The sequence below is a fragment of the Streptomyces rubiginosohelvolus genome, from assembly GCF_014649875.1.
GTDB lineage: Bacteria > Actinomycetota > Actinomycetes > Streptomycetales > Streptomycetaceae > Streptomyces > Streptomyces rubiginosohelvolus.
Window position 1 is genome coordinate 957,244 of record NZ_BMTW01000001.1, and the last position, 20,616, is coordinate 977,859.

General features: G+C 72.5%; 26 protein-coding genes. 13 read left to right on the plus strand and 13 right to left on the minus strand.

Features of this window, described 5'->3' with window-relative positions; genetic code table 11:
- Nucleotides 1-244 precede the first annotated feature (244 nt).
- From IE134_RS04550 to IE134_RS04565, 4 genes are all read right to left on the minus strand, one after another.
- Nucleotides 245-769 carry an SgcJ/EcaC family oxidoreductase gene (locus tag IE134_RS04550; protein ID WP_030721971.1) on the minus strand — a complete coding sequence of 175 codons (525 nt, stop codon included), beginning with the start codon at nt 767-769 and terminating at the stop codon, nt 245-247.
- A gap of 96 nt (nt 770-865) precedes the next feature.
- Nucleotides 866-1,525, minus strand: coding sequence for a DUF5063 domain-containing protein (locus IE134_RS04555; protein ID WP_006126374.1), 660 nt, complete (start codon nt 1,523-1,525; stop codon nt 866-868).
- A gap of 107 nt (nt 1,526-1,632) precedes the next feature.
- Complete coding sequence (recR, locus tag IE134_RS04560) at nt 1,633-2,232, minus strand: recombination mediator RecR (protein WP_006126373.1); 600 nt, start codon at nt 2,230-2,232, stop codon at nt 1,633-1,635.
- Between the two features lie 120 nt (nt 2,233-2,352).
- Nucleotides 2,353-2,697 (minus strand): YbaB/EbfC family nucleoid-associated protein, encoded by a 345-nt coding sequence (locus tag IE134_RS04565; RefSeq protein WP_078614549.1) that lies wholly within the window; start codon nt 2,695-2,697, stop codon nt 2,353-2,355.
- 310 nt (nt 2,698-3,007) lie between these two features.
- Here IE134_RS04565 and IE134_RS04570 point away from each other — a divergent pair, with 310 nt between their 5' ends.
- Nucleotides 3,008-3,844, plus strand: a complete 837-nt coding sequence (locus IE134_RS04570; RefSeq protein ID WP_030721978.1) for an SLATT domain-containing protein — start codon at nt 3,008-3,010, stop codon at nt 3,842-3,844.
- Nucleotides 3,845-4,149: 305 nt separating this feature from the next.
- On the opposite strand, the gene IE134_RS04575 is transcribed toward IE134_RS04570, so the two are convergent.
- The 3 genes from IE134_RS04575 to IE134_RS04585 form a co-directional block, all read right to left on the minus strand.
- A complete protein-coding gene (locus IE134_RS04575; protein WP_010056613.1) occupies nt 4,150-4,800 on the minus strand; it encodes a putative DNA-mimic protein in 651 nt (216 codons plus the stop codon).
- Nucleotides 4,801-4,860: 60 nt separating this feature from the next.
- Complete coding sequence (locus IE134_RS04580; protein WP_097970229.1) at nt 4,861-5,640, minus strand: GntR family transcriptional regulator; 780 nt, start codon at nt 5,638-5,640, stop codon at nt 4,861-4,863.
- 239 nt (nt 5,641-5,879) lie between these two features.
- A complete protein-coding gene (locus IE134_RS04585; protein ID WP_030721985.1) occupies nt 5,880-7,262 on the minus strand; it encodes an aspartate aminotransferase family protein in 1,383 nt (460 codons plus the stop codon).
- 158 nt (nt 7,263-7,420) lie between these two features.
- Here IE134_RS04585 and IE134_RS04590 point away from each other — a divergent pair, with 158 nt between their 5' ends.
- The 3 genes from IE134_RS04590 (at nt 7,421) to IE134_RS04600 (ending at nt 10,643) form a co-directional block, all read left to right on the plus strand.
- The gene (locus IE134_RS04590; RefSeq protein ID WP_030721989.1) at nt 7,421-8,044 is read left to right on the plus strand and encodes a DJ-1/PfpI family protein; all 624 of its coding nucleotides are present in this window, start codon (nt 7,421-7,423) and stop codon (nt 8,042-8,044) included.
- The gene (locus tag IE134_RS04595; protein WP_189429646.1) at nt 8,037-8,534 is read left to right on the plus strand and encodes a MarR family winged helix-turn-helix transcriptional regulator; all 498 of its coding nucleotides are present in this window, start codon (nt 8,037-8,039) and stop codon (nt 8,532-8,534) included. The genes IE134_RS04590 and IE134_RS04595 overlap by 8 nt, the downstream gene beginning before the upstream one ends.
- Before the next feature lie 324 nt (nt 8,535-8,858).
- Complete coding sequence (locus IE134_RS04600) at nt 8,859-10,643, plus strand: serine/threonine-protein kinase (protein WP_189429648.1); 1,785 nt, start codon at nt 8,859-8,861, stop codon at nt 10,641-10,643.
- Here the strand turns inward: IE134_RS04600 and IE134_RS04605 are convergent.
- Nucleotides 10,625-11,887: an MFS transporter gene (locus IE134_RS04605; protein ID WP_189429650.1), complete on the minus strand. Its 1,263-nt coding sequence runs from the start codon at nt 11,885-11,887 to the stop codon at nt 10,625-10,627. The two genes, IE134_RS04600 and IE134_RS04605, sit on opposite strands and share 19 nt — an antisense overlap.
- 128 nt (nt 11,888-12,015) lie before the next feature.
- Here IE134_RS04605 and IE134_RS04610 point away from each other — a divergent pair, with 128 nt between their 5' ends.
- On the plus strand, nt 12,016-12,564 hold the full coding sequence (locus tag IE134_RS04610; protein WP_030722001.1) for a TetR/AcrR family transcriptional regulator: 549 nt from the start codon (nt 12,016-12,018) through the stop codon (nt 12,562-12,564).
- Between the two features lie 33 nt (nt 12,565-12,597).
- Here the strand turns inward: IE134_RS04610 and IE134_RS04615 are convergent, their stop codons facing one another.
- The 3 genes from IE134_RS04615 to IE134_RS04625 are packed head-to-tail and all read right to left on the minus strand — an operon-like array spanning nt 12,598 to nt 14,122.
- Entirely contained in the window at nt 12,598-12,933 is a 336-nt protein-coding gene (locus IE134_RS04615; protein WP_030722004.1) for an Asp23/Gls24 family envelope stress response protein, read from the minus strand.
- Nucleotides 12,933-13,538, minus strand: coding sequence for a hypothetical protein (locus IE134_RS04620; protein ID WP_050513849.1), 606 nt, complete (start codon nt 13,536-13,538; stop codon nt 12,933-12,935). Before IE134_RS04620 ends, IE134_RS04615 begins: the two co-directional genes overlap by 1 nt.
- A complete protein-coding gene (locus IE134_RS04625; RefSeq protein ID WP_098019044.1) occupies nt 13,535-14,122 on the minus strand; it encodes an RNA polymerase sigma factor in 588 nt (195 codons plus the stop codon). Before IE134_RS04625 ends, IE134_RS04620 begins: the two co-directional genes overlap by 4 nt.
- Before the next feature lie 305 nt (nt 14,123-14,427).
- On the opposite strand from IE134_RS04625, the gene IE134_RS04630 reads away from it, so the two are divergent.
- The 5 genes from IE134_RS04630 to IE134_RS04650 all read left to right on the plus strand — a co-directional run bounded on the left by IE134_RS04630 (nt 14,428) and on the right by IE134_RS04650 (nt 17,595).
- Nucleotides 14,428-14,967 (plus strand): Asp23/Gls24 family envelope stress response protein, encoded by a 540-nt coding sequence (locus IE134_RS04630; RefSeq protein ID WP_373296785.1) that lies wholly within the window; start codon nt 14,428-14,430, stop codon nt 14,965-14,967.
- An 86-nt stretch (nt 14,968-15,053) separates the two neighbouring features.
- Nucleotides 15,054-15,221, plus strand: coding sequence for a hypothetical protein (locus IE134_RS04635; RefSeq protein WP_202521700.1), 168 nt, complete (start codon nt 15,054-15,056; stop codon nt 15,219-15,221).
- Nucleotides 15,218-16,216, plus strand: a complete 999-nt coding sequence (locus IE134_RS04640; protein ID WP_189429652.1) for a DUF6286 domain-containing protein — start codon at nt 15,218-15,220, stop codon at nt 16,214-16,216. Before IE134_RS04635 ends, IE134_RS04640 begins: the two co-directional genes overlap by 4 nt.
- 23 nt (nt 16,217-16,239) lie before the next feature.
- On the plus strand, nt 16,240-16,803 hold the full coding sequence (locus tag IE134_RS04645; protein ID WP_189429654.1) for a hypothetical protein: 564 nt from the start codon (nt 16,240-16,242) through the stop codon (nt 16,801-16,803).
- Nucleotides 16,804-16,935: 132 nt separating this feature from the next.
- Complete coding sequence (locus IE134_RS04650) at nt 16,936-17,595, plus strand: nucleoside deaminase (protein WP_189429656.1); 660 nt, start codon at nt 16,936-16,938, stop codon at nt 17,593-17,595.
- 23 nt (nt 17,596-17,618) lie between these two features.
- On the opposite strand, the gene IE134_RS04655 is transcribed toward IE134_RS04650, so the two are convergent.
- Together IE134_RS04655 and IE134_RS04660 are read right to left on the minus strand one after the other, a co-directional pair.
- The gene (locus IE134_RS04655; protein ID WP_030722027.1) at nt 17,619-18,152 is read right to left on the minus strand and encodes a hypothetical protein; all 534 of its coding nucleotides are present in this window, start codon (nt 18,150-18,152) and stop codon (nt 17,619-17,621) included.
- Between the two features lie 93 nt (nt 18,153-18,245).
- Nucleotides 18,246-18,653, minus strand: a complete 408-nt coding sequence (locus IE134_RS04660; RefSeq protein ID WP_029182571.1) for a hypothetical protein — start codon at nt 18,651-18,653, stop codon at nt 18,246-18,248.
- A 156-nt stretch (nt 18,654-18,809) separates the two neighbouring features.
- On the opposite strand from IE134_RS04660, the gene IE134_RS04665 reads away from it, so the two are divergent.
- From IE134_RS04665 to IE134_RS04675, 3 genes are read left to right on the plus strand one after another with little or no spacing between them, the layout of a single operon-like run.
- Nucleotides 18,810-19,646 (plus strand): helix-turn-helix domain-containing protein, encoded by an 837-nt coding sequence (locus tag IE134_RS04665; protein WP_179887911.1) that lies wholly within the window; start codon nt 18,810-18,812, stop codon nt 19,644-19,646.
- Nucleotides 19,643-19,879: a DUF397 domain-containing protein gene (locus IE134_RS04670; protein WP_189429658.1), complete on the plus strand. Its 237-nt coding sequence runs from the start codon at nt 19,643-19,645 to the stop codon at nt 19,877-19,879. Before IE134_RS04665 ends, IE134_RS04670 begins: the two co-directional genes overlap by 4 nt.
- A 59-nt stretch (nt 19,880-19,938) precedes the next feature.
- A complete protein-coding gene (locus tag IE134_RS04675) occupies nt 19,939-20,592 on the plus strand; it encodes a TetR/AcrR family transcriptional regulator (protein ID WP_189429660.1) in 654 nt (217 codons plus the stop codon).
- Nucleotides 20,593-20,616: the final 24 nt, after the last annotated feature.

Genomic DNA, 20,616 nt, shown 5'->3' on the forward strand with positions numbered 1-20,616 from the left:
CGGTCGGCTCAGTTTAACGAGCAGTCCGGAATCGACCCGTCCATTACCAGATGGTGAGATGTCCCGCTCAGCACCCGGTACGGCGTGTCGCTCCGAACTGCTCGTACGAGGCTGCTGCCCAGCCCGACCGTCGAGCACTCCCGTTTGTGTCCCAGCCCACACGATCGGACACGGACCGGCCAGCCGGGAGCGTCAGTCGGCGTACCCCGCCGGCCGGCGAACCGCTCGCCCGCGCGGACCCGTGTCAGCCCGCCGTCAGCGTCGCCACGTCGAGGACCTGGGTGTTCTGCGCGGCCGCGATGCGCCAGACCCCGTCGTCCTTGGCGAGCACGTAGGTCGGCGTGCCCGGGACCGCCTCGGGGTGGGCGGCCATGAGCGCGGCGGGGTCCTCCTGGCCGTGGAAGATCTCGTCCAGGTACGCACCTCCGGCGCGGCTCACCGGGCGCTGGCGGATCTTCACGGCGGCCACGTCGGGGCGGATGAAGAGGACGAGGTCGACGGCGTACGTGGCGGTCACCGGGGAGTCCGCCTGCGGGGGCAGCACCGTGCGGGTGAAGGCGCTGATCTCCGGCAGCCCGGTCAGCCGCTTGCCGTGGGCCGTGGTCCAGACGGCGTCCTCGCGGAAGCCGGCCAGGAAGGCGTCGGGCAGCGCGTTCTGCTGGGCGTGCTGCACTCCGGCGACGAACGCGACGATGGCGTCGACGTCCTCCTGCGGGGCCGGGACGCCGATGACGGTGGGCGCGGGTACGGCGGGGGTCGCGGCGCTCATGGGAGTCTCCTTGCGGGATGCGGCCGTCGGGTTCGGCCGTTCATCCCGGAGCCTCTTCCCTCAACCGCGGTTGAGGTCAAGGGCCCTCCGCAGGCCCTACTTCACCGGCCGCAGCCCCAGCGGCCCCGCGATCTCCTGGAGCATCACGCGGCCCGCCTCCTCGGCGAGGTTCTCCTCGCCCGGGTCCTGGTCGGTGTCCAGGCCGTCCAGCTCCTCCAGGGGCTGGCCGAGGCGGATGTGGGCGACCAGGGACTGGAGGGCGCGGAGGGTGGCGGAGGCGGTGGAGCCCCAGTTGGAGAAGTACGAGAACTGCCACCACCACAGCGCCTCGGCGGTGCGGCCCGCCTCGTAGTGCGCGAGGCCGTGGCCGAGGTCGGTGACCAGGTCGGCCAGGTCGTCGGAGATGCGGTGCGGGACCGGGGCCTTGCGGGGCTCGTACGGGTCGAAGACCTCGGAGTAGACGTCGATCGGCTCCAGCAGCGCCGCGAACCGCTCGCGCAGACCGTCCGCGTCCGGCTCCGCGCCGAGGTCGGGCTCGTACCGCTCGTCGGGCAGGACGTCCTCGTACGCGCCGAGGCGGCCGCCCGCCAGCAGGAGCTGCGAGACCTGGAGGAGCAGGACCGGGACCGCCTCCTCCGGCTCCTCGACCTTGGACACCTCGGCGACCGCGACGATGAACGTCTTGATCTGGTCCGCGATCTGGACGGCGAAGTCGCCCGGGTCCTGCGTGACGGAGTTCAGCGTGGCGTCAGACATCGAGGGGACCTCCCGTGGGCGCGGTCACAGACGGCGGAGCGGACGGCGGTACGTGCAGGGGCCCGGGCCCGGACCGGGGGCGTACGGCGGGGGTGTCGGAGCCGGTGTCAGACATCCAGCAGCCGCCTCCCCTCGAAGGCGCGGCCCAGGGTGACCTCGTCGGCGTACTCCAGGTCGCCGCCGACCGGCAGACCGCTGGCCAGCCGGGTCACCTTCAGGCCCATCGGCTTGACCATCCGCGCCAGGTACGTCGCGGTGGCCTCGCCCTCCAGATTGGGGTCGGTCGCGAGGATCAGCTCCGTGATGGAGCCGTCCGCGAGCCGCGCCAGCAGCTCACGGATCCGCAGGTCGTCCGGGCCGACTCCCTCGATGGGGCTGATCGCCCCGCCCAGCACGTGGTAGCGCCCCCGGAACTCACGCGTCCGCTCGATCGCCACGACGTCCTTGGGCTCCTCGACCACGCAGATCACGCTCGGATCGCGGCGTGCGTCCCGGCAGATCCCGCACCGCTCCTGCTGCGCGACATTGCCGCACACCTCGCAGAACCGGACCTTGTCCTTGACCTCCAGGAGGGCGTGGGCGAGCCGGCGTACGTCGGTGGGCTCGGCCTGCAGGATGTGGAAGGCGATCCGCTGCGCGCTCTTGGGACCGACGCCGGGCAGCCTGCCCAGTTCGTCGATGAGGTCCTGAACAACGCCTTCGTACAACGGAACGCCTCTCTTCGCTTCCTGCTCCGTACCGTAGTGGGTACGGGTCGGTACCAGTAGGCCCCGCGGGCCTGCGGAACCTCAAGGCCCGTGGACCTCAAGGCCCTGTGGCCCGCCGGGTCAGAACGGCAGACCCGGGATGCCGCCCCCGCCGCCCAGGCCCTGCGCCAGCGGGCCGAGCTTCTCCTGCTGGAGCGCCTGCGCGTTCTCGTTGGCCGCCTGGACGGCCGCGACGACGAGGTCGGCGAGCGTCTCGGTGTCCTCCGGGTCCACCGCCTTCGGGTCGATCACCAGGGCGCGCAGCTCGCCGGAGCCGGTCACCGTGGCCCTCACGAGACCGCCGCCCGCCTGTCCCTCGACCTCGGTCCTGGCCAGTTCCTCCTGGGCCGCGGCGAGATCCTGCTGCATCTTCTGGGCCTGCTGGAGCAACTGCTGCATGTTGGGCTGGCCACCACCGGGAATCACGGTCACTCCTGGCATTTCGACGACAAATGTTTCGGTAAGCCGAGCCTACGTGCTCCCCGGTCACCGCGCTCCACCCACCGGGGACCAACTCTTTCGGGTGAGATCTCGGAACCGGCGTGAGTGCTCCTATACCTGACCAGGGGCCCTGCCCAGGCGGGAATCCCGCGATTTCGACCCCCCGGCCCACCATTCGGCGGTAGGAAGGGCATGCACATCGGCACACGAGCGTGCATGTGCGGTGACGCAGAGTTACCTCCTAGTTATCCCCTACGCGTCCGTCCCGTCCGTCAGAGTGCAGAGGAGTGCCCCGGTGAGTCAGCCGGAGATGCAGCCCGAGGGGCCGCCCCGCAAGGAGTCCGATGCGGGATCCGGTGAGAACGGAGCTGAGCATTCCGCTACGGGAGTCCCGGTGGAGGGGCGTGCCGGTGGGCGCTCCGGCGGCCGTACGGGGTGGCCGACCGGCGGGCGCGATCTGACCGGGCGCCCGTTCCCCCTCGGCGACTGGGGCGAGCCGGCCGAGCGGCTCGACGAGCTCTACCGCTGGGTCGAGACCGGCGCCCTGGACACCGCGGACTGGTATCTGAACGACCGGGTCTGGAAGCGCCGGGCCGCCCGGGCCCTGCGGATGGGCACGGCCGCCGGGGTGGTCGCCGGGGCCGCCCTGCCGCTGCTCGACCTGACCGGCGCGCTGAGCGGGTCGGCGGGCTGGGGCTATCTGTCGCTGCTGCTGGGGGCCGCGTGCATGGCCTGCGACCGGTATTTCGGCCTCACCTCCGGGTGGATAAGGAACCTGGCCACGGCCCAGGCCGTGCAGCGCCGGCTCCAGGTGCTCCAGTTCGACTGGGCCTCGGAGTGCGTACGGGAGATGCTCGGGCCGACCGAAGGCACGGCCAGCGAGGCGGCCGAGCGGTGCCTGGGGGTGCTGCGGAGGTTCTCCGAGGACGTCACGGAGCTGGTGCGGTCGGAGACGGCGGACTGGATGGTGGAGTTCCGGGCGGGACCCGCGCCGATGGGGATGCAGGCGTTGGCGGCGGGGGGTGCGGGGCGGGGGGAGCCGGGGGTGGCGCCGGGGCGGTTCTCGATGCCGTCGGTTGCGGCCCGGCCGAACATGCCGCGGCAGCGGCCGCCGGAGTCGCCGCCGCGGTGAGGTTTTCGGGGGCCGCCCCGGGTGACGCTTCGGGGGCGCTGCCCCCGGACCCCCGGTCCTCAATCGCCGGACGGGCTGGATTTGCGCCCCGGTCCGTGAGGCGCGGGAGCGGGGCGGATGCGACGCCCCGGACCGCAAGGCGCGGGAGCGGGGCGGATGCGACGCCCCGGACCGCAAGGCGCGGGAGCGAGGTGGATTCGGCGCCCGGGTCGTGAAGACGCGGGGACGGGGTGGTTCTTGTCCCCCGGACCGCAAGGCGCGGCGACGGGATGGATGTGGCGCCCCGGTCCGTGGAAGTGCGGGGGCTAGCTGAAGATGATCATTGAGCCCTGGGCCAGGCTGCGGGTCGCTGCCGCGTGCAGGCCCAGCCAGACGTGGCGTTCGCGGGCGAAGGGACTGTCGTCGTAGGGGATCGGGTGCGCCGGCTCCTCCAGGGCGGTGGGGCCCGCGGGGGGTTGCGGGGCGGCCGGCGGGTTGGCCGGGTCGATGCCGATGGACGGGGCCACGAACTCCAGCTCCCGCAGCAGCCCGTGCGCGGAGCCGAGGGGGCCGCCGCCCGCCAGGAGGTCGTCGTCGGAGAGCGGGGCCGGGAAGTCCACCGGGACGTACGCCCCGGCGTGGTCGTAGTGCCAGACCAGGTGCGACTGCTGCGCGCCCTGCTCGAACATCTCCAGGAGCTGTTCGTAGTCGCCGTCGAGACCGGCGACCGGGGTGACGGCCAGCCCGCTCAGCTGGAGCAGATAGGCGCGGCGCAGGAAGTGCAGGGCGTCGTAGTCGAAGCCGGCCACGGGGGCGACGTCACCGGTGAGGCCCGGCATGTAGGCGTAGACGGGGACGGGCGGCAGCCCGGCGTCGTTCAGCGCCTTGTCGTAGACGGCGATCTCTTCGGCGAAGGGGTTGTCGGCGCTGTGGCACAGCACGTCGACGAGGGGGACCAGCCACAGGTCACAGGCCACGAAGTCTCGCTCTCCAACGGGTTCGGGCGATCGTCGGGACAGCGTAATGCGGGGCGAACCTCACGCACAGTGCCCCGGGGACTCCGGAGGTATCGCGGAGCCCGGTCCCGGCGGTCCGTCGGCGCTCCCCTCCGCGTTCCCTATCGCGTTCGCTTCCGCGTTCCCTTCCGCCTCCCGCGCCTCCAGGCGGTCCGCCCAGGCGAGCGCGTGCCCGTAGTACGAGCGCATCTCGGCGTGGACCTGCTCGCGGTCACCGCGGGCTATGGCCTCGACCAACTCCTCGTGGCCGAACCACAGCACGTTCTCGTCCATGCCGTCGCGGCGCAGCCGGTGCACGGCGAACACCCAGGCCTGGACGCGGAGCCGGGTGAGGAAATCGGCGATGTACGGGTTGAGGACGAACTGCCCCAGCTCCCGCCAGAACCGCAGGTCGTACCCGATCAGGACGTCGAGGTCGCCGCCCTTCGCCGCGCGGACCGCCTCCGCGGCCCGGCGGCGGATCGAGGCCAGCCCCTCGGGCCGGACGGCGACCCGTTCGGCGGGGTCGCGGAAGAGGCCCTCGACGACGAGGGCCCGGGCCTCGGCCATCGCGCGGTAGTCGGCGACGGTGAACTCCCTCACCTGGAAGCCCCGGTGCTGGTCGGAGGCGAGGAGCCCCTGCGCGGAGAGGTCGAAGAGCGCCTCGCGGACGGGCGTCGCGGAGACCCCGTACTGCTCGGCGATCTGCTTGACGGTGAACTCGCGGCCCGGCGGCAGACGTCCCGCGAGCACCTCGTCACGCAGCGCGTCGGCGATCTGCTGGCGCAGGGTACTGCGCGTCACACCTGCGCTCGGACTCATGCCGACCCCTTCCGTCCGTCCCCGTGCGTATCCGGCGTACCCCGTCGTACCCGTCCGTCCATGGCCGCCCCGCTCGCCGGCCGTTACCGGTGGGGGCATCTCTGGTTCGGGTCACCTTAAGCCAGGGCCGCCGCCGTGCCCGATTCCGGGCACGGCGGGGGGACGTACGGGGTCGATTACGTACGGAATCGGATCGTCCGGTTACTCCGCGTACGGACCGGAAGCGGACACGGGCCGCGCTACGCGCCCTGCACGGTGTACGTGTCGGCCACCGAGAGCGCCACGTCCAGGGCCGCGAGCCCTTCCTTGGCCTCGGCCTCGGAGACGTTGCAGGCGGGGACGGCGTGGGTCCGGTTCATGTTGATGAACGGCCACAGCCCCTGCTTCTTCGCCGCCGCACCGAAGGCTGCCATCGGGGCGTTGGCCTCGCCCGAGGCGTTGTACGGGACGAGCGGCTCGCGGGTCTCCCGGTCGCGTACGAGCTCCAGCGCCCAGAACGCGCCGAGGCCGCGCACCTCGCCCACCGAGGGGTGGTGTTCGGCGAGTTCGCGCAGGCCGGGGCCGAGAACGGTCTCGCCGATCCGGGCCGCGTGCTCGACGACCTTCTCGTCCTCCATCACGCCGATGGTGGCGACGGCGGCGGCGCAGGCCAGCGGGTGCCCGGAGTAGGTGAGGCCGCCGGGGTAGGGGCGGGTCTCGAAGGTCGCGGCGATCTCGGCGCTGATGGCGACGCCGCCGAGCGGTACGTAACCGGAGTTGACGCCCTTGGCGAAGGTCAGCAGGTCCGGCACGACGTCGAAGTGATCGGCGGCGAACCAGGCGCCGGTACGGCCGAATCCGGCCATGACCTCGTCGAGCACGAAGACGATCCCGTACCGGTCGCAGATCTCGCGGACGCCCGCCAGATAGCCCGGCGGCGGGGTCATGATGCCCGCGGTGCCCGGGACGGTCTCCAGGATGATCGCGGCGATGCTGGAGGGCCCCTCGAAGGCGATCGTGTCTTCCAGGTGCTGGAGGGCGCGGGCGCACTCCTCGGCCTCGGTCTGCGCGTAGAACGGCGAGCGGTAGAGGAACGGCGCCCAGAACCGGACGACGCCCGCCGAGCCGTTGTCGGAGGGCCAGCGGCGCGGGTCCCCGGTGAGGTTGATCGCGGTGGAGGTGGCGCCGTGGTACGAGCGGTAGGCGGAGAGCACCTTCGGACGGCCGGTGTGCAGCCGGGCCATGCGGATGGCGTTCTCGACGGCCTCGGCGCCGCCGTTGGTGAAGAAGATCTTGTCCAGGTCGCCCGGAGTGCGCTCGGCGATGAGGCGTGCGGCCTCGGAGCGCGACTCGATCGCGAACGCGGGCGCGAAGGTGGCGAGCTTGCCCGCCTGCTCCTGGATCGCGGCGATCACGGTGGGGTGCTGGTAGCCGATGTTGGTGTAGACGAGCCCGCTGGTGAAGTCGAGGTAGCGGTTGCCGTCGTAGTCCCAGAAGTAGGACCCCTCGGCGCCGGCGACGGCGAGCGGGTCGATGAGGCCCTGGGCGGACCAGGAGTGGAACACGTGCGCGCGGTCCGCGGCCTTCACGGCCGCACCGGCCGCGGGGTCGGCGTACGGGGCATGAGGGGCATGAGGGGTCATGCGGCCGAGCGTAAGCGCTGGTGGGGGGTGGCCTCCATGGCCACCTTGTACGGCCTGGGGCGGATGGTGTCGGCAAGGTGTCGCCCTCGCCCCGCCCCCCCTCTTGACAGCATGCTGCCGAAATGACAGTCTTCTGTCATCGAGCCGAGGAGGTCATCATGACCAGCAGCAGCGCCGGAACCGTGCATCTCGCCGTTTACGACACCTTCGCCGACTGGGAGACGGGGTACGCGACCGCCCATCTCACGCAGAACGGCTACACCGTGCGGACCGTGGGGCTCTCCCGGGAGCCGGTGACGACCATGGGCGGCCTGCGCGTCCAGCCCGACCTGGCACTGGACGAACTGCGGCCGCAGGACAGCGCGTTGCTGATCCTGACCGGTGCGGCCGGCTGGGACACGGGCGAGACGCTGGCCCCGTTCGCGCGAACGGCCCGGACCTTCCTGGACGCGGGGGTGCCGGTGGCGGCGATCTGCGGGGCGACGGCCGGGCTGGCCCGGGAGGGGCTGCTGGACGACCGGGCGCACACGAGCGCGGTCTCCTTCTACCTCGCGGCGACGGGGTACGCGGGCGGCGAGCGGTACGTGGAGGTGGACGCGGTCACGGACCCCGGGGCGGACGGGACCGGGCGCCTGATCACGGCCGGGCCGACGGAGCCGGTGGCGTTCGCGCGGGAGGTGTTCGCGCTGCTCGGGGTGTACGACGCGAAGAAGCTGGACGCGTGGTACCGGCTGTTCCACGACTCGGACGCGAGCGCGTACGAGGTGTTGCAGGGTGAGTAGCGAGGGTGCGGGTCGCGTCCCGTCCGAGCAGGAGTTCCTGAGCCGGGCGGCGCTGACGGTGTTCCGGCTGAACGGGCAGTTCCTGTCGGTGGCCGACGAGTTGGCGCGGCCGGGCGGGCTCACGGCGGCGCGGTGGCAGGTGCTGGGGGCGGTGCTGGTGGAGCCGCTGCCGGTGGCGGGGATCGCCCGGACGATGGGGATCACCCGGCAGAGCGTGCAGCGGATCGCGGACCTGCTGGTCGAGCGGGGGCTCGCGGAGTACGCGGAGAACCCGGCCCACCGCCGAGCGAAGCTGCTGCGGGCGACGGGGGCGGGGCGCGAGGCGGTGGCCCGGATCGGCCCGCCCCACGCGGAGTTCGCGGCGCGGCTGGCGGGAGAGCTGGGGGCGGAGAACCTGACGGAGACGCTGGCCGCGCTGGACCACCTGTCGCAGGCGCTGGACGCCCTCGCCGCCACGGACCGGGGCACTCCAAGCCCGTCCGGCGATTGAGGACGGAACCCTTGGTCCCACGAGGGCGGTGCGCCTGCGGGGGCGGTACCCCGGAGTATCCCGGGACGTTCAGGCCGAGGCCGAACACCTCGACGGTTCCGTCCTCAAACGCCGGACGGGCTGGGGCGGGTGAACGCCGTCGCGGCAGGAAGGCAAACCCCGGACGGGCTGGTCAGGTCCGCCGGACGGGGTGGAAAGGCGGGCGCCGTCATCGGCGGGAAGGCCAGCGCGGGACGGACGGAACGGGAGGCAGCGCCAGGCGGGCTCAAGCGGGGTGGGGCTCGGCGTTATTCTCGTGCGGGCCGCACGGGGAGGTAGCGCACCATGGACAAGCTCGGGCCCGACGACCCGCACCGCATCGGCGCGTACCGGCTCCTCGGCCGCCTGGGCGAAGGCGGCATGGGCCAGGTCTTCCTCGCCCGCTCCGACCGCGGCCGCACCGTCGCCCTCAAGCTCGTCCGCCGCGAGCTCGCCGAACGCCCCGAGTTCCGCGCCCGCTTCCGCCAGGAAGTGCACGCCGCGCACCGGGTCGGCGGCGCGTGGACCGCCCCGGTGCTGGACTCCGACACCGAGGCCCCCGTCCCCTGGGTCGCCACCGGTTACGTCGCCGGGCCCTCCCTCCAGCGCATCGTCTCGGGCCGCCCCGGCGCCCCGGTCACGGCCTCGGGGGCGTACGGGCCCCTGCCGGCCCGTTCCGTACGGTTCCTGGGGTCCGGGCTCGCCCACGCCCTCCAGCACATCCACGGGGCCGGGCTCATCCACCGGGACCTGAAGCCCTCCAACGTCCTGATGACCATCGACGGGCCCCGGGTCATCGACTTCGGCATCGCCCGCGCCCTGGAGTCCGTGGCCGACGGCGATCCGACCCGCACCGGGGTCCTCGTCGGCTCGCCCGGATTCATGGCCCCGGAGCAGGTGCGCGGCGAGCGCGTGACCACCGCGTGCGACGTGTTCTGCCTCGGGTCCGTCCTCGCGTACGCCGCATCGGGCCGGCTGCCGTTCGGCACGCCGGAGAGCGGCGGGGTCCATGCCCTGATGTTCCGGATCGCCCAGGAGGACCCGGACCTGACCGGGGTCCCGGAGGAGCTGGCCGGCGTCGTCCGGGACTGTCTGGCGAAGGACCCGGCGGCCCGCCCCGGTACCGACGAGATCCTGGCCCGCCTGGGCGAGGCGGACGCGGACGAGCCCTGGCTGCCCGCCACCCTCCTCGCCCAACTCGGCCGCCAAGCGGTGGGGTTGCTCGACGCGGAGGACCCGGAGGAGCCCGAGGCGCCGGGCAGGCCCGGGAACCCGCGGGGGTCGGAGAGCCCGTGGGGATCGGAAAGCCCGTGGGGATCGGAAAGCCCGCGGGGGTCGGAGAGCCCGCAGGCGCCGGAGACGCCCCGCACGCCGGTGAGCCCCCAAGGGCCGGCCGGGCCGGCCGTGCCGCCCTCGGGCCCGCGCACCCTCGCAAGCCCCCCATGGCCCCCGACGCCCGCACAACCCACCCAGCTCACCCAGCCCGCCTACCCCTCCGCCCCCATACCCCCGGCCCACTTCGCGCCCACGCCTCCCCCGCCCGCCCGGGAACGCCGCTCCGCCGGGGCCACCGTCGCCCTCATAGCCGTCGCCGTCGTCGTGGCGATAGGAGCGGGCGGATCGGTGTACGCCTTCATGAAGGGCGACGGGCCGGGCACGACCGCCTCCCCCGGGCCCTCGGGCTCCGCCGACACGGGCAGCGGCGGCCAGGGGCAGCAGGGCAGCGGCCAAGGGGACGTCCCCGAGGGATTCCTCGGCACCTGGTCCGGCTCCATACCCGGCGAACAGGGCTCCTCCACACGGACGTTGACCATCCGGCAGGGCGACGTCGGCGACCAGGTCCTCGCCCTCACCGCCGAGGGGCCCCTCGCCTCCGGGTCCACGTACCACTGCGAGTTCAGCGCCCCGCTCGCCGACAGCCCCGCCGGGGACGGCCCGGTCCGCATCGGCCCCTCCACGGTGTCCTCCGGGAACCCGGCCGCCTCCTGCACGCCCGGCAAGCCCACCGAGCTGACCCTGCTCCCGGACGGCACCCTCCGCCGCACCACGACCGGCACGGGTGAGAGCCTGATCTACACCAAGTCCGGCTGAGAGGCGGGCACTTCGGACACCGGAGCACCCGGCCGCCGCCGCAGCGCCCCCGTGATCAGCGCCGCCCCGCCCAGCAGCACGAGCACCACCACCATCGCGTTCCGCAGCCCCACATGGTCGGCCAGGAAGCCCAGTGACGGCGGGCCGACCAGGAACGCCGCATAGCCCGCCGTAGACACCGCCGCGACGCGGGCCGAGGCGTCCCCCGGCCCAGCGCCCTCCCCCGCCGCCGAGATCGTGACCGGGAAGCCCAGCGAGGCGCCCAGGCCCCACAGCACCACCGCCGCCCCGGCGAGCAGCGCACTGTCGGAGAAGATCACCAGCGCCACGCCGACCGCCGCCACCACGGCACTGGCCCGGACCACGGCCGCCGGGCTGTACCGCACCAGCAGCGGCCCGCCCGTGAACCGGCCCGTCGTCATCGCCACCGCGAACAGCATGAACGTCAGCGAACCGGCCGTCGCCCCCGTCCCGTGGCCGTCCACCATCAGCAGCGGCAGCCAGTCGTTGGCGGAGCCCTCCGCGAAGGCCATGGCCAGCACGATCAGGCCGATCAGCACCAGCCGCCGGTCCCGCCAGACGGCCAGCTGCCCGCGCACTCCCCTGGCCCGATCCCCGCCACGAGACTCCGCGTCACCGGTGACCGCCGACTCGCGCCCCGTTCCCGCCGGCACCGCCCGCACGGTCCACACCCCGGCCGCCGCGACGGCCAGCGCGACCGCCGCCAGGTGCCAGCCCACCGGGAAGCGGACCGCCGTCAGACCCATCCCGAGCAGCGCGCCGACCACGGTCCCCAGGCTGAAGCAGCCGTGCAGCACCGGCAGGACCGGGCGGCCCACGGTCCGTTCGACGGCGGCGCCCTCGATGTTGAACGCCACCTCCGCCAGGCCCATCCCGGCCCCGAACAGCGCGAGTCCGCCGAACACCCCGCCGGACACCTCCAGCGCCGCTCCCCCGGCGATCACCAGCAGCCCGGCCACCAGCAGCACCGCCCCGACCGTGATCACCAGCCGCCCGCCGTGCCTGCGCACCAGCCCGCCGGAGGCCAGCACCCCCGCCATCGAGCCGATCGAGAGCCCGAACAGCACCAGACCCATCGCGCCCGTGGACACCTCCAGCGCGTCCCGGACGGCCGGGGTCCTGGCCACCCAGGACGCCATGCTCACCCCCGTGGCGAGCATGAAGAGAAAGAGCGCCGCGCGCCAGCGGCGGGTGACGGCCTCCACGACCTGCGGGTTCTTCATGGGGTACGAGCGTACGCCTGGAGCGTACGTCCGTACACTCCCGTCCGCGTTCTATGCTGCGCGGAGAATCCAGCAGACCGACACCGAGACCGAGGCCCGACCCCGAGGCCGACCCGAGGAGGCACCGCGTGGCGACCGGGCGCACCGACCCCGAGCGGCGGGACCGCATCATCGACGCGGCACTCGACCTCATCGTCGACGAGGGCGTCGCGGGCGTCTCGCACCGCAAGGTCGCCGCCCGCGCGGGCGTGCCGCTGGGCTCGATGACGTACCACTTCTCCGGCATGGACGAGCTGCTGCACGAGGCGTTCACCCGGTTCTCCGGGACGATCGTCGCCGTCTTCGAGGAGCGCCTCGGCGCGGCGACCACCCCCGACGAGGCCCGCGAGGCCGTCGCCGATCTCGTCCATCACCTCTCCGGCGGCAACCAGCGCGAGCTGATCCTCACCCACGAGCTCTACACCCTCGCCGCCCGCCGGCCCGCCTACCGCGAGCTCACCCGCACCTGGATGGGGCGCAGCCGCCGCGCCCTGGAATGGCACTTCGACCCGGCCACCGCCCGCCAGCTCGACGCGCTCATCGAGGGCCTGTCCATCCACCGCGCCCTGGAGACCGAGCCCCACGAACGCGCCCTCACGGTCGAGGCGGTCGCCCGCATCACCGCGCCGCGCTCGTAGAGGCTGTTCTCTCGCAGTCCGGCCGCCCGCCCGTCACGTCACGCCCGTTACGGTGACGATGATCCGGAACTCCCTGCCCGGGTACCCGGTGGCCAGGTGCCGGCTCACCGCCTCACGGACGGCGCGGGTGGTGTCGAGGGTCCGTCTGTCGGAGCGGCAGATCAGGCGGATCTCCACGGTGGTGCGGGTATCCCCGCTGGGTGCCGAGACGGTGATGCCGGGGGTGTCGTCGCCCGGGCGGGCCAGGGGTGAGGTGGCACGCAGGGCGCGCAGGCGGCTTCGGAGGCCGGGCGCGAGGAACGCCACTCCGGGGACCTCCCGGACCACGTGGGCCAGTTCGCTGTGCATGGTGTCGGCGGAGGCACTCATCAGGGGGCGCTCCCTTCCTGCGCTGATCGCGGTGCGGCTTCGTCTTCGGAGACCAGGTCGGTGATGCGGACGTTGATCTCGCCGAGGTGAAGTCCCAGGCGCTCGTGGGCGGTTACGTCGACCCGGTCGCGGATCTGCTGGGCCAGGGCCTGTACGTCGGGTGTCGTGAGCGGCACGTGCACGGACAGGTCGACGTCCACGGGCGTACCACCGAGGCGGCACGATCCCGCCCTGACCCCGGGCACCTCCTCGGCGGCCCGGCGCAGGGCACGAGCGGCCACGTTCTCCATGATCCGCAGGTCCTCGTCCGTCTCGCCCAGCGGCAGGGGCCGCCCGGGGCGCAGTTCGAGGCGGACCACGTCCATCACCCGGTCGATGAAGGAGGCCGCGTCGACGGGCTGCTGCGCGGGGTCGGAGTCCAGGGCGCGCACCTGGGACTCCAGGCGTTCCAGGTCGGCGACCGCGAGCCGGCAGTGGGCGCACTGCGTGGTGTGGTCGTCGTGGACGCCCTCCTCCCAGTCGGCCCAGACCTGGGAGAGGAGGCGGCCGCAGGGAAGCGTCTCGTCGTCGGGGTCGGTGCGGGTCTCGGGTGGCAGGTTGGTCATTGCCAGGCCCCCAGGGAGTGAGTCAGTTGGCGGCGAGCTCTGAAAACACGGGCGCGTACGGCTTGTTCACTGATGCCGACGGTCTTCGCGATGAAGGCGTACGACCGGCCGTCGAGCGTGCGCAGCGTCCAGCAGATGCGTTGTTCGGGCGAGAGCGTGGACAGCGCCTCCTGTACGTCGTGGAGCGCCGCGCGCCCCTCGGTGATGCGGTCCGGCGCGGTGGTGTACGCCGGGGCCGGCAGGTCGGGCAGTTCGTTGAGCGGTGCCTGCGGGCGCCGCGCGCGCAGGATGTTGAGGCACCGATTGGTGACGATGCGGTACATCCAGGTCCCGAAGGAGGATCTGCCCTGGAACTCCGGCAGGCTGCGCCAGGCGCCGACGAAGGCCTCCTGGACGGCGTCCTCGGCCTCGGTCCGGTCGCCGAGCAGACGGGTGGCCAGACGAAGGAGGGAGGGGGCGTGCCGACGCACCAGTACGGCGAAGGCGTCCTCGTCACCTTCGGCCGCGCGCTCCGTCATCAGGGTGTCGTCGGACCGTCCGCCCTCGACGTCGGGCGGCTCGCCCGGCGGGGGATTCCCCGTCACAGTCTCGCTCCTCCTCATGCGGTACGCGCCCGCTGGTCGTCCGGTCGTGGTGGTCTCGCCCGTTCTGACACGGGAGCCGGTGCGCTGTGACGCGTACCCGCGAGATCAACCGGGAGCGCACGATTTTCGGGGGTAGGTGCAGGCGGCTCGCCGGGATCCGAAAAATTCGTGCGTCTTCGTGCGTCACAGAGTCCGGGGAGCGGAGTCGAACGTGATGAAGGACCGCACAGAACACAGAACAGAGAACACAGCACACATCACGCAGCGACGCACGCCCAGCGCTGACGACATCGAAGGAGCACCTGGTGGCTACCGACACGAAGACGACCCCCTCCACCGACAGCGTGACGAACAGCGGCAAGGCGGCCCGCTTCGAGCAGCCGTCCGGCACGGGCCGGTCGGCCGGGACGAACCTGTCGAACGGGGCTACCGGGGCGGAGGCTCCGGCCGGCGACCGCGGCCGCACCTCCATCGCCGACGTCGTGGTGGTCAAGATCGCCGGCATGGCGGCGCGTGAGATCCCCGGCGTCCACGACATGGGCGGCGGCCTGTCGCGCACCATCGGCGCCGTCCGCGACCGGGTGCCCGGCGGCCGTCCCAACGTGGGCCGGGGAGTAAAGGTCGAGGTCGGTGAGCGGCAGACCGCGATCGACCTGGAACTCGTCGTGGAGTACGGGGTGTCCATCAAGGACCTGGCCTCCGACGTCCGGGAGAACGTGATCCTCGCCGTGGAACGGATCACCGGCCTGGAGGTCGTCGAGGTCAACATCGCCGTCGACGACGTCCGCCTCCCCGACGACGAGGACGCCTCCGCGTCCGCCGGTGACCAGAGCCGGGTCGCGTAACCCCTGACCACCACCGGAAGCCGGAAGAGCGGGCGGGCATCCGTACGCCCCGAGACGAAGAGGAGGGGCCTGTGAACGGCCGGTCCATGGGTCTGTTGGTAGGAGTCGCGCTCGGCTTCGCCGCCTACTTCGGCGGGTTCGCCGCGTTCCTGCTCGTCGGCTCTCTCGGGGCGGTGGGCTGGGGGGTGGGGGCCTGGCTGGACCGGGAAGGGGCCGCGCATCTGCGTGACCTGTTCGACCGGGAACGGCGGTGATCCCCGCCGCCGCGCGGGGCACCACCACCGTTTCCGCGCGGGCCGTCGCCCGGATCGCCCAGCAGGCCGCCACCGAGACCCCGAACGCGGTCGGCACGGTGCGCGGCACGGCGACCGTACGGGGGCAGCGCGCCGAGGTCTCCGTACGGCTCGGCCTGCCCTGGCCGGCCGACCTCGGCCGCCGGGCCGGAGAAGTGCAGCGGCACGTGGCTTCCCGTACCGGCGAGCTGACCGGGCTGTCCGTGCGCGTGGCGCGACTCCGGGTCATCCGGCTGCAACGCCCCACGGGGGGCACGGTCGTGTTCGAAAAGACCACCGCTCCGTCCGCCCCAGGGCGTCGTGTTCCCCGGCGCTGGTGGTCCGCGCGTCCCACGCCCGTCGTGGTGGCGGCCCTCCTGGGCGCGGCGGCTGCGGGGCTCCTGACCGCCGACATGGCCCTGGTCCACCTCTTCGGCAACGCACCGGCGGCGTGGCGGACCGGCCTCGTCGACCGGCTCGCCGACACGAGCCCGGCCGCCGGTTCGGTGACGGTCGCGGCGGCCGCCCTGGCCGTGGCCGGTCTCTGGCTGCTCCTCCTGGCCTGCACGCCGGGGCTGCGCAAGCGCTATGTGGTCGCGGGTTTCGGCGCGGGGCGGTCCATCGCGCTCGACCGGGCGGCCGTCGCCTCCGAGGTCCGCGATCGCGTCCTCGACACGGACGGCGTCGACTCCGTACGCGTCAGGGTCGGCCGACGCCGGGTCCGCGTCCGGGCCGACCTCGCCTTCGGCGACCGGGCCGCCGCCCGCGAACAGGCGGGTGCCGCCGCGCGGGAGGCCCTCGCCGACTGCCGGCTGAACCGGCCGTTGCGGGTGGGGCTGCGTCTGCGTACGACGAGCACCTGGGACCCCACACCCCCTGCCCCCGAGCCTGCGTCGGCCGCAGGAACCGTCGGAGAAACCGCCGGAGAAGCAGCCGGAGGACCCGCCGGAGAAGCAGAGCGTAAGGAGAGCCCGTGACGTCCCGGAGCGGAGCAAGCGGAGTGAACAGGACGCTCATCGCCCTGGCCGGAATCGCGCTCCTGGCCGCGGGGCTCTGGCTCCTCGGTGCGACCCGTGCGGTCGCGGACCACCTGCCCGCCTGGTGGCCCGCTCCCCCGGCCGACGGCGTCCTCCTCGACCGGGAAGGGCTGGCCTCGCTGCGCGGGGAGGGCTGGTGGGCCCCTGCCGTGCTGGCCGCCGGGACGGTCATCACCCTCCTGTGCCTGGCCTGGGCCGTGACCCGGACGCCGTTGCGCGGCCTCCGCCCGACCGGTCCGCTGTCCACCGCCCGTACCGAACTCAGGCTCACCGCCCTGGAAGACGCGGTGTGCGAGGACGCGCGCCGCATCGAGGGCGTCGCGCGGGCCCGCTGCCGTATCGCTCTGCGCCGTACGTCCGCCCACCTGGCCCTGCGGGTCTGGACCCTGCCCGGGTACGCCGCGAAGGACGTCCTCGACGGCCTCGGCACCGTGTCGGCGACCGTCGAGCACGCCCTGCACCCACGGGGCCTGGACACGCGCACCCGCGTCAGTGCGCAGCGCCACACGGCCCCGCACGTCCGCTGAGGCGGCACGCTCCACCCGACGCCCGAAGCCCGACACCCGAAGCCCGGCGCTCAGAACACCAGCACCGGAGCGCGGTGTTCACTCGTGCGGGGGTACGTGCTCAGAGCGGAATGCGGCATCCGACGATGTGAGATGTTTGCCGATGTGGGGAACTTCGATGCGGAGTGGGCAGCGGCGCCCGAGGCGGTGCGACGCTGCTTGGCGTTGGCGTACGAGGCACTGGTGGCCGGCGGGCTGGCGGTGGGATCCGTACTCACTGATCCCACGGGCACAGTGCGGGCCGAAGGGCGTAACCACGCCTATGACGACGGCCCCGGAGAAGGCCCGCTGCGTGGTACGCCGCTCGCGCATGCCGAGATGAACGCTCTGGGCGCGGCACGAACCGATTGGGATCTCAGCGCCCTCACCCTGTGGAGCACGCAGGAACCCTGCTCCATGTGCACGGCTGCGACGGCCTTCACCGGCGTAGGAACAGTGCGGTACCTGGCCCCGGACCCCTGGGCACTGGCCAGCGGGAACGACGGTTCCTCGGGGGTGACGGGGATGGACCAGCAGCCTTGGCTGGTGGCGGCCAACCTCATGTTCCTGCGGAGTGTTTCGGCAGCCGCACAGGGGACGGAGGAACCGGCAACCCTCACTCGCTGTCGAGAGCTGGAACCGGAGACGGTCGGCCTGCATGACGCCTTGCCGCCGGGCCTGCCTGCGGCGCGGAATGCCGAAGCGTGGCTGGACGGCCTGTGGCACGCCATCGGTGACGCCGCGACCACCCGCCGCTTGAGGATGGAAGGCTGAGGTGCCCCTCCACCGCGCTTGGGTCATATCTCCCGTCGTGGTCCTTCCGCCGGCTGTTGGGTCGTCCGCCAGCGCGGGGCCTCCCAGTCCGGGACGTCCGGTGACGCGAAGTGGAAGGGCACCTGGAGGTGCTCGGCCAGCGCCCGGCCGGCCTCGGCGGCAGCAACGGCTGGCGGAGGGCCGTCAGATCGGTGGTAGACGGTCGCCAGGCGGCTCTCTCCGTCCGGAGCGTCCAGGACCGCGACCAGCTCCACGAACCAGCCGTGCACGGTGTCGCCGTCCCACAGCGCCTCCACCGCCGCCACACGGCCGGGAAGAGCCGCGACCCGGGCTGCCAGCGAGGGGAGGTCCAGCGGATCGGGAGGCGTGTACTGCACGCGGTCGCCCAGAGCCTCGTACCGCGCGTAAATCACCAGCTCGGCCTCGTGCAGGCCGACCCCCAGCGGGCGCAGCGCCTCCCAGACGGACTTGACCGCCGACAGCCGACGGTCGCGCAGCACGTCGGCATCCACCTCACGGCGGGTTCGCTCCTCCAGATAGGTCCACCAGCCACTCATGGGGCCACCGGTCGCGATCTCAGGGGGCACGTCATGCGCCAGAACGTACGCCAGGACGCAGCATCCGCCGACTCCAGGCCGTCGGCGTCGCCTTCAGCTCAGTAACGCGTACGCCGCGTTGAACAGGATCAACGTGTGCACGAACCGCCCCGCACGGGTCGGCGGGTACCGCCACATCAGCGGCCAGGTGTCGCCCCCGAGCGCCGGTACGGGTACGTAACTGATCCGGCCTGTCGCCGAGTTGAACGTCGTCACCTCACGCGGCCACGGCCGCCCCGCCGTCGACCCGGGCGGTACGAGGAAGTACACCCCGCGCCGGCCGTTCGACTCACTGACGACGGGACCCGGTTCGCCCCCGACCAACTCCTCCATCAGGTCGGCCAGTCGCCGCCCCGCGTCACCATCCACGCGGATCGCGTCGAATTGCACGCCCGCCTTGCGGAGATGGAATCCGTACTCCGGAATCCAGTCCGCCGTCACACCGCCATTAGTTGCGTTCACGGGATGATTGTGACCCTGATCACCTAGCGTTATCCATGCCTGCCGAGGTGCGTCGCAAAGCCGTTGACCTGCGCGAACTTCGCTGGAGCGGAGTCGAGTTCAGCAGCATCGAGTAGTGACCGGTTGAGTTCGGTTGAGTCGAAAAGAGATCGCGTAATGGCGAGTGCTGAGAACAAGGAGACGGCGAGTCCGATGGCCCGGATGGTCGCCGAGATGGCCCGGACGCTACGTGTCCAGCGCGGGTGGACGCAGGAGCAGCAAGGCAAGGAGATCGGCTATTCGGCGGCGGCGATCAGCGCCATGGAGACGTGCGCGCAGCCCGCCAGCGACGCCATGCTGGTCGAGCTGAACCGGGTCCTGGGGAACGGCACCCCCATCTTCGAGACGGCACGGAAGTACATGCGGATGGAGCGGCTGCCCGAGCAGTTCAAGGACTACGCCCTGCTGGAGGAGGCCGCCCTCAGCCTCCAGTTGTTCGCCGCGAACGTCGTCCACGGGCTGTTCCAGACGGAGGCGTACGCGCGGGCGCTCATCGGGGGCTCATTCCCCCCGCTCCCCGGCCACCGTGTGGAGGAGCTGGTTCAGCTCCGGATGGCCCGCACGGCCCTCTTCGATCGCGACCCGCTCCCAATGATCGAGATCATCATCGATGAGGCGGTTCTGCGGCGCGTCATCGGCAGTGAGGAGATCATGCGGGAGCAGTTGCTCCATCTCGTGGAGTGCGCCCGGCGGCGCAATGTCACGCTGCTGGTGCTGCCGCTGGACGCGGGGAAGCACGGGGAGTACGCAGGAGATCGCGGCTCGATGAACCTGCTGGAGACCCCGGAGCACGAACGCCTCGTCTACCTGGAGCCGCAGGACGAGAGCATCCTGATCAGCGACCCTGCAAAGGTCAGCGTCTACGCTCAGCGCTATGCGAAGATCCGGTCACAGGCCCTGGGTCCTCGTGAATCGCTGGACCTCATCAAGCGGTTGGCAGGAGTGACGGAATGAGCAGCACCCTCCGATGGTTCAAGTCGAGCTACAGCAGCGGCAGCGGCGGCGACTGCATCGAGGTCGCGTTCGACTGGCGTACGTCCTCCTACAGCAGCTCCAGCGGTGGCGACTGCGTCGAGGTCGCCGCCTGCCCCCACTCCGTCCACGTGCGTGACTCCAAGGTCTCCGACGGGCCCGTCTTCGCCGTCGCGCCCGACGCCTGGTCGGCGTTCGTCACCTGGGCGGAGTGAGCCGAGCGCGGCTCCGTCCTGACGTATCCGCAGGTGGCGGGCGTGTTAGCGTCGACTTCATGGCAGTACAGCGTGCTGGTGACGCGGAACCGGAACCCGAACCGACGCACCCCACACCCCCCGAGGGGCTCAAGAGCCGGGACCGGATTCTGTGGGCCGCCTCGACGATGCTCGGCGAGGGCGCGGGCGCGGCGCTGAGCGTGCGTGCCGTGGCCGAGCGGGCAGGGGTGAGCACGGGGTCCCTGCGGCACCACTTCCCCACGCAACGCGCGCTCATGGACGCCATGTTGAAGGTCGTCTTCGACCTCGTCCTGCCGGAGGCCAGCTTCCGCGATACGTCCATTTCCCCGCGTGACCGCCTGCTCGGCTGCGTACAGGGGCTGCTCGTGCCGCCGGACAGCGCCCGTAACGCGCGCGAGGCGTGGCTGACCGTCCACGAGCGGTACATCGCCCAGGAGCCCACCCAGGCGATGCGGGCGGAGTACCAGGCGATGCAGCGCGAGGTGACCCGCCGGGTCGAGGAGTGCCTGAACGTGCTGGTCGAGGAGGGGGCGCTGGCCGCCGGGGACACCACACGGCGGGCGCGGTTCCTGCTGACGCTGGCCAACGGCGTATCGATCGAGCAGGTGCTGCCGAGCGAGGACGCCCGCATCGCCACCGAGCTGGACGTCCTCCGCACCGGCGTCGACCTCGTCCTCGACAACCGCGTCTGAGGCCGCCCTCGGCGTGCGTCAGGT

Coding starts and splice junctions, on each gene's coding strand:
- IE134_RS04550 (WP_030721971.1), bottom strand. CDS start 769: ATGAGCGCCGCGACCCCCGCCGTACCCGCGCCCACCGTCATCGGCGTC.
- IE134_RS04555 (WP_006126374.1), bottom strand. CDS start 1,525: ATGTCTGACGCCACGCTGAACTCCGTCACGCAGGACCCGGGCGACTTC.
- IE134_RS04580 (WP_097970229.1), bottom strand. CDS start 5,640: ATGAGTCCGAGCGCAGGTGTGACGCGCAGTACCCTGCGCCAGCAGATC.
- IE134_RS04585 (WP_030721985.1), bottom strand. CDS start 7,262: ATGACCCCTCATGCCCCTCATGCCCCGTACGCCGACCCCGCGGCCGGT.
- IE134_RS04590 (WP_030721989.1), top strand. CDS start 7,421: ATGACCAGCAGCAGCGCCGGAACCGTGCATCTCGCCGTTTACGACACC.
- IE134_RS04600 (WP_189429648.1), top strand. CDS start 8,859: ATGGACAAGCTCGGGCCCGACGACCCGCACCGCATCGGCGCGTACCGG.
- IE134_RS04605 (WP_189429650.1), bottom strand. CDS start 11,887: ATGAAGAACCCGCAGGTCGTGGAGGCCGTCACCCGCCGCTGGCGCGCG.
- IE134_RS04615 (WP_030722004.1), bottom strand. CDS start 12,933: ATGAGTGCCTCCGCCGACACCATGCACAGCGAACTGGCCCACGTGGTC.
- IE134_RS04620 (WP_050513849.1), bottom strand. CDS start 13,538: ATGACCAACCTGCCACCCGAGACCCGCACCGACCCCGACGACGAGACG.
- IE134_RS04635 (WP_202521700.1), top strand. CDS start 15,054: ATGGGTCTGTTGGTAGGAGTCGCGCTCGGCTTCGCCGCCTACTTCGGC.
- IE134_RS04650 (WP_189429656.1), top strand. CDS start 16,936: ATGTTTGCCGATGTGGGGAACTTCGATGCGGAGTGGGCAGCGGCGCCC.
- IE134_RS04655 (WP_030722027.1), bottom strand. CDS start 18,152: ATGAGTGGCTGGTGGACCTATCTGGAGGAGCGAACCCGCCGTGAGGTG.
- IE134_RS04665 (WP_179887911.1), top strand. CDS start 18,810: ATGGCGAGTGCTGAGAACAAGGAGACGGCGAGTCCGATGGCCCGGATG.
- IE134_RS04670 (WP_189429658.1), top strand. CDS start 19,643: ATGAGCAGCACCCTCCGATGGTTCAAGTCGAGCTACAGCAGCGGCAGC.
- IE134_RS04675 (WP_189429660.1), top strand. CDS start 19,939: ATGGCAGTACAGCGTGCTGGTGACGCGGAACCGGAACCCGAACCGACG.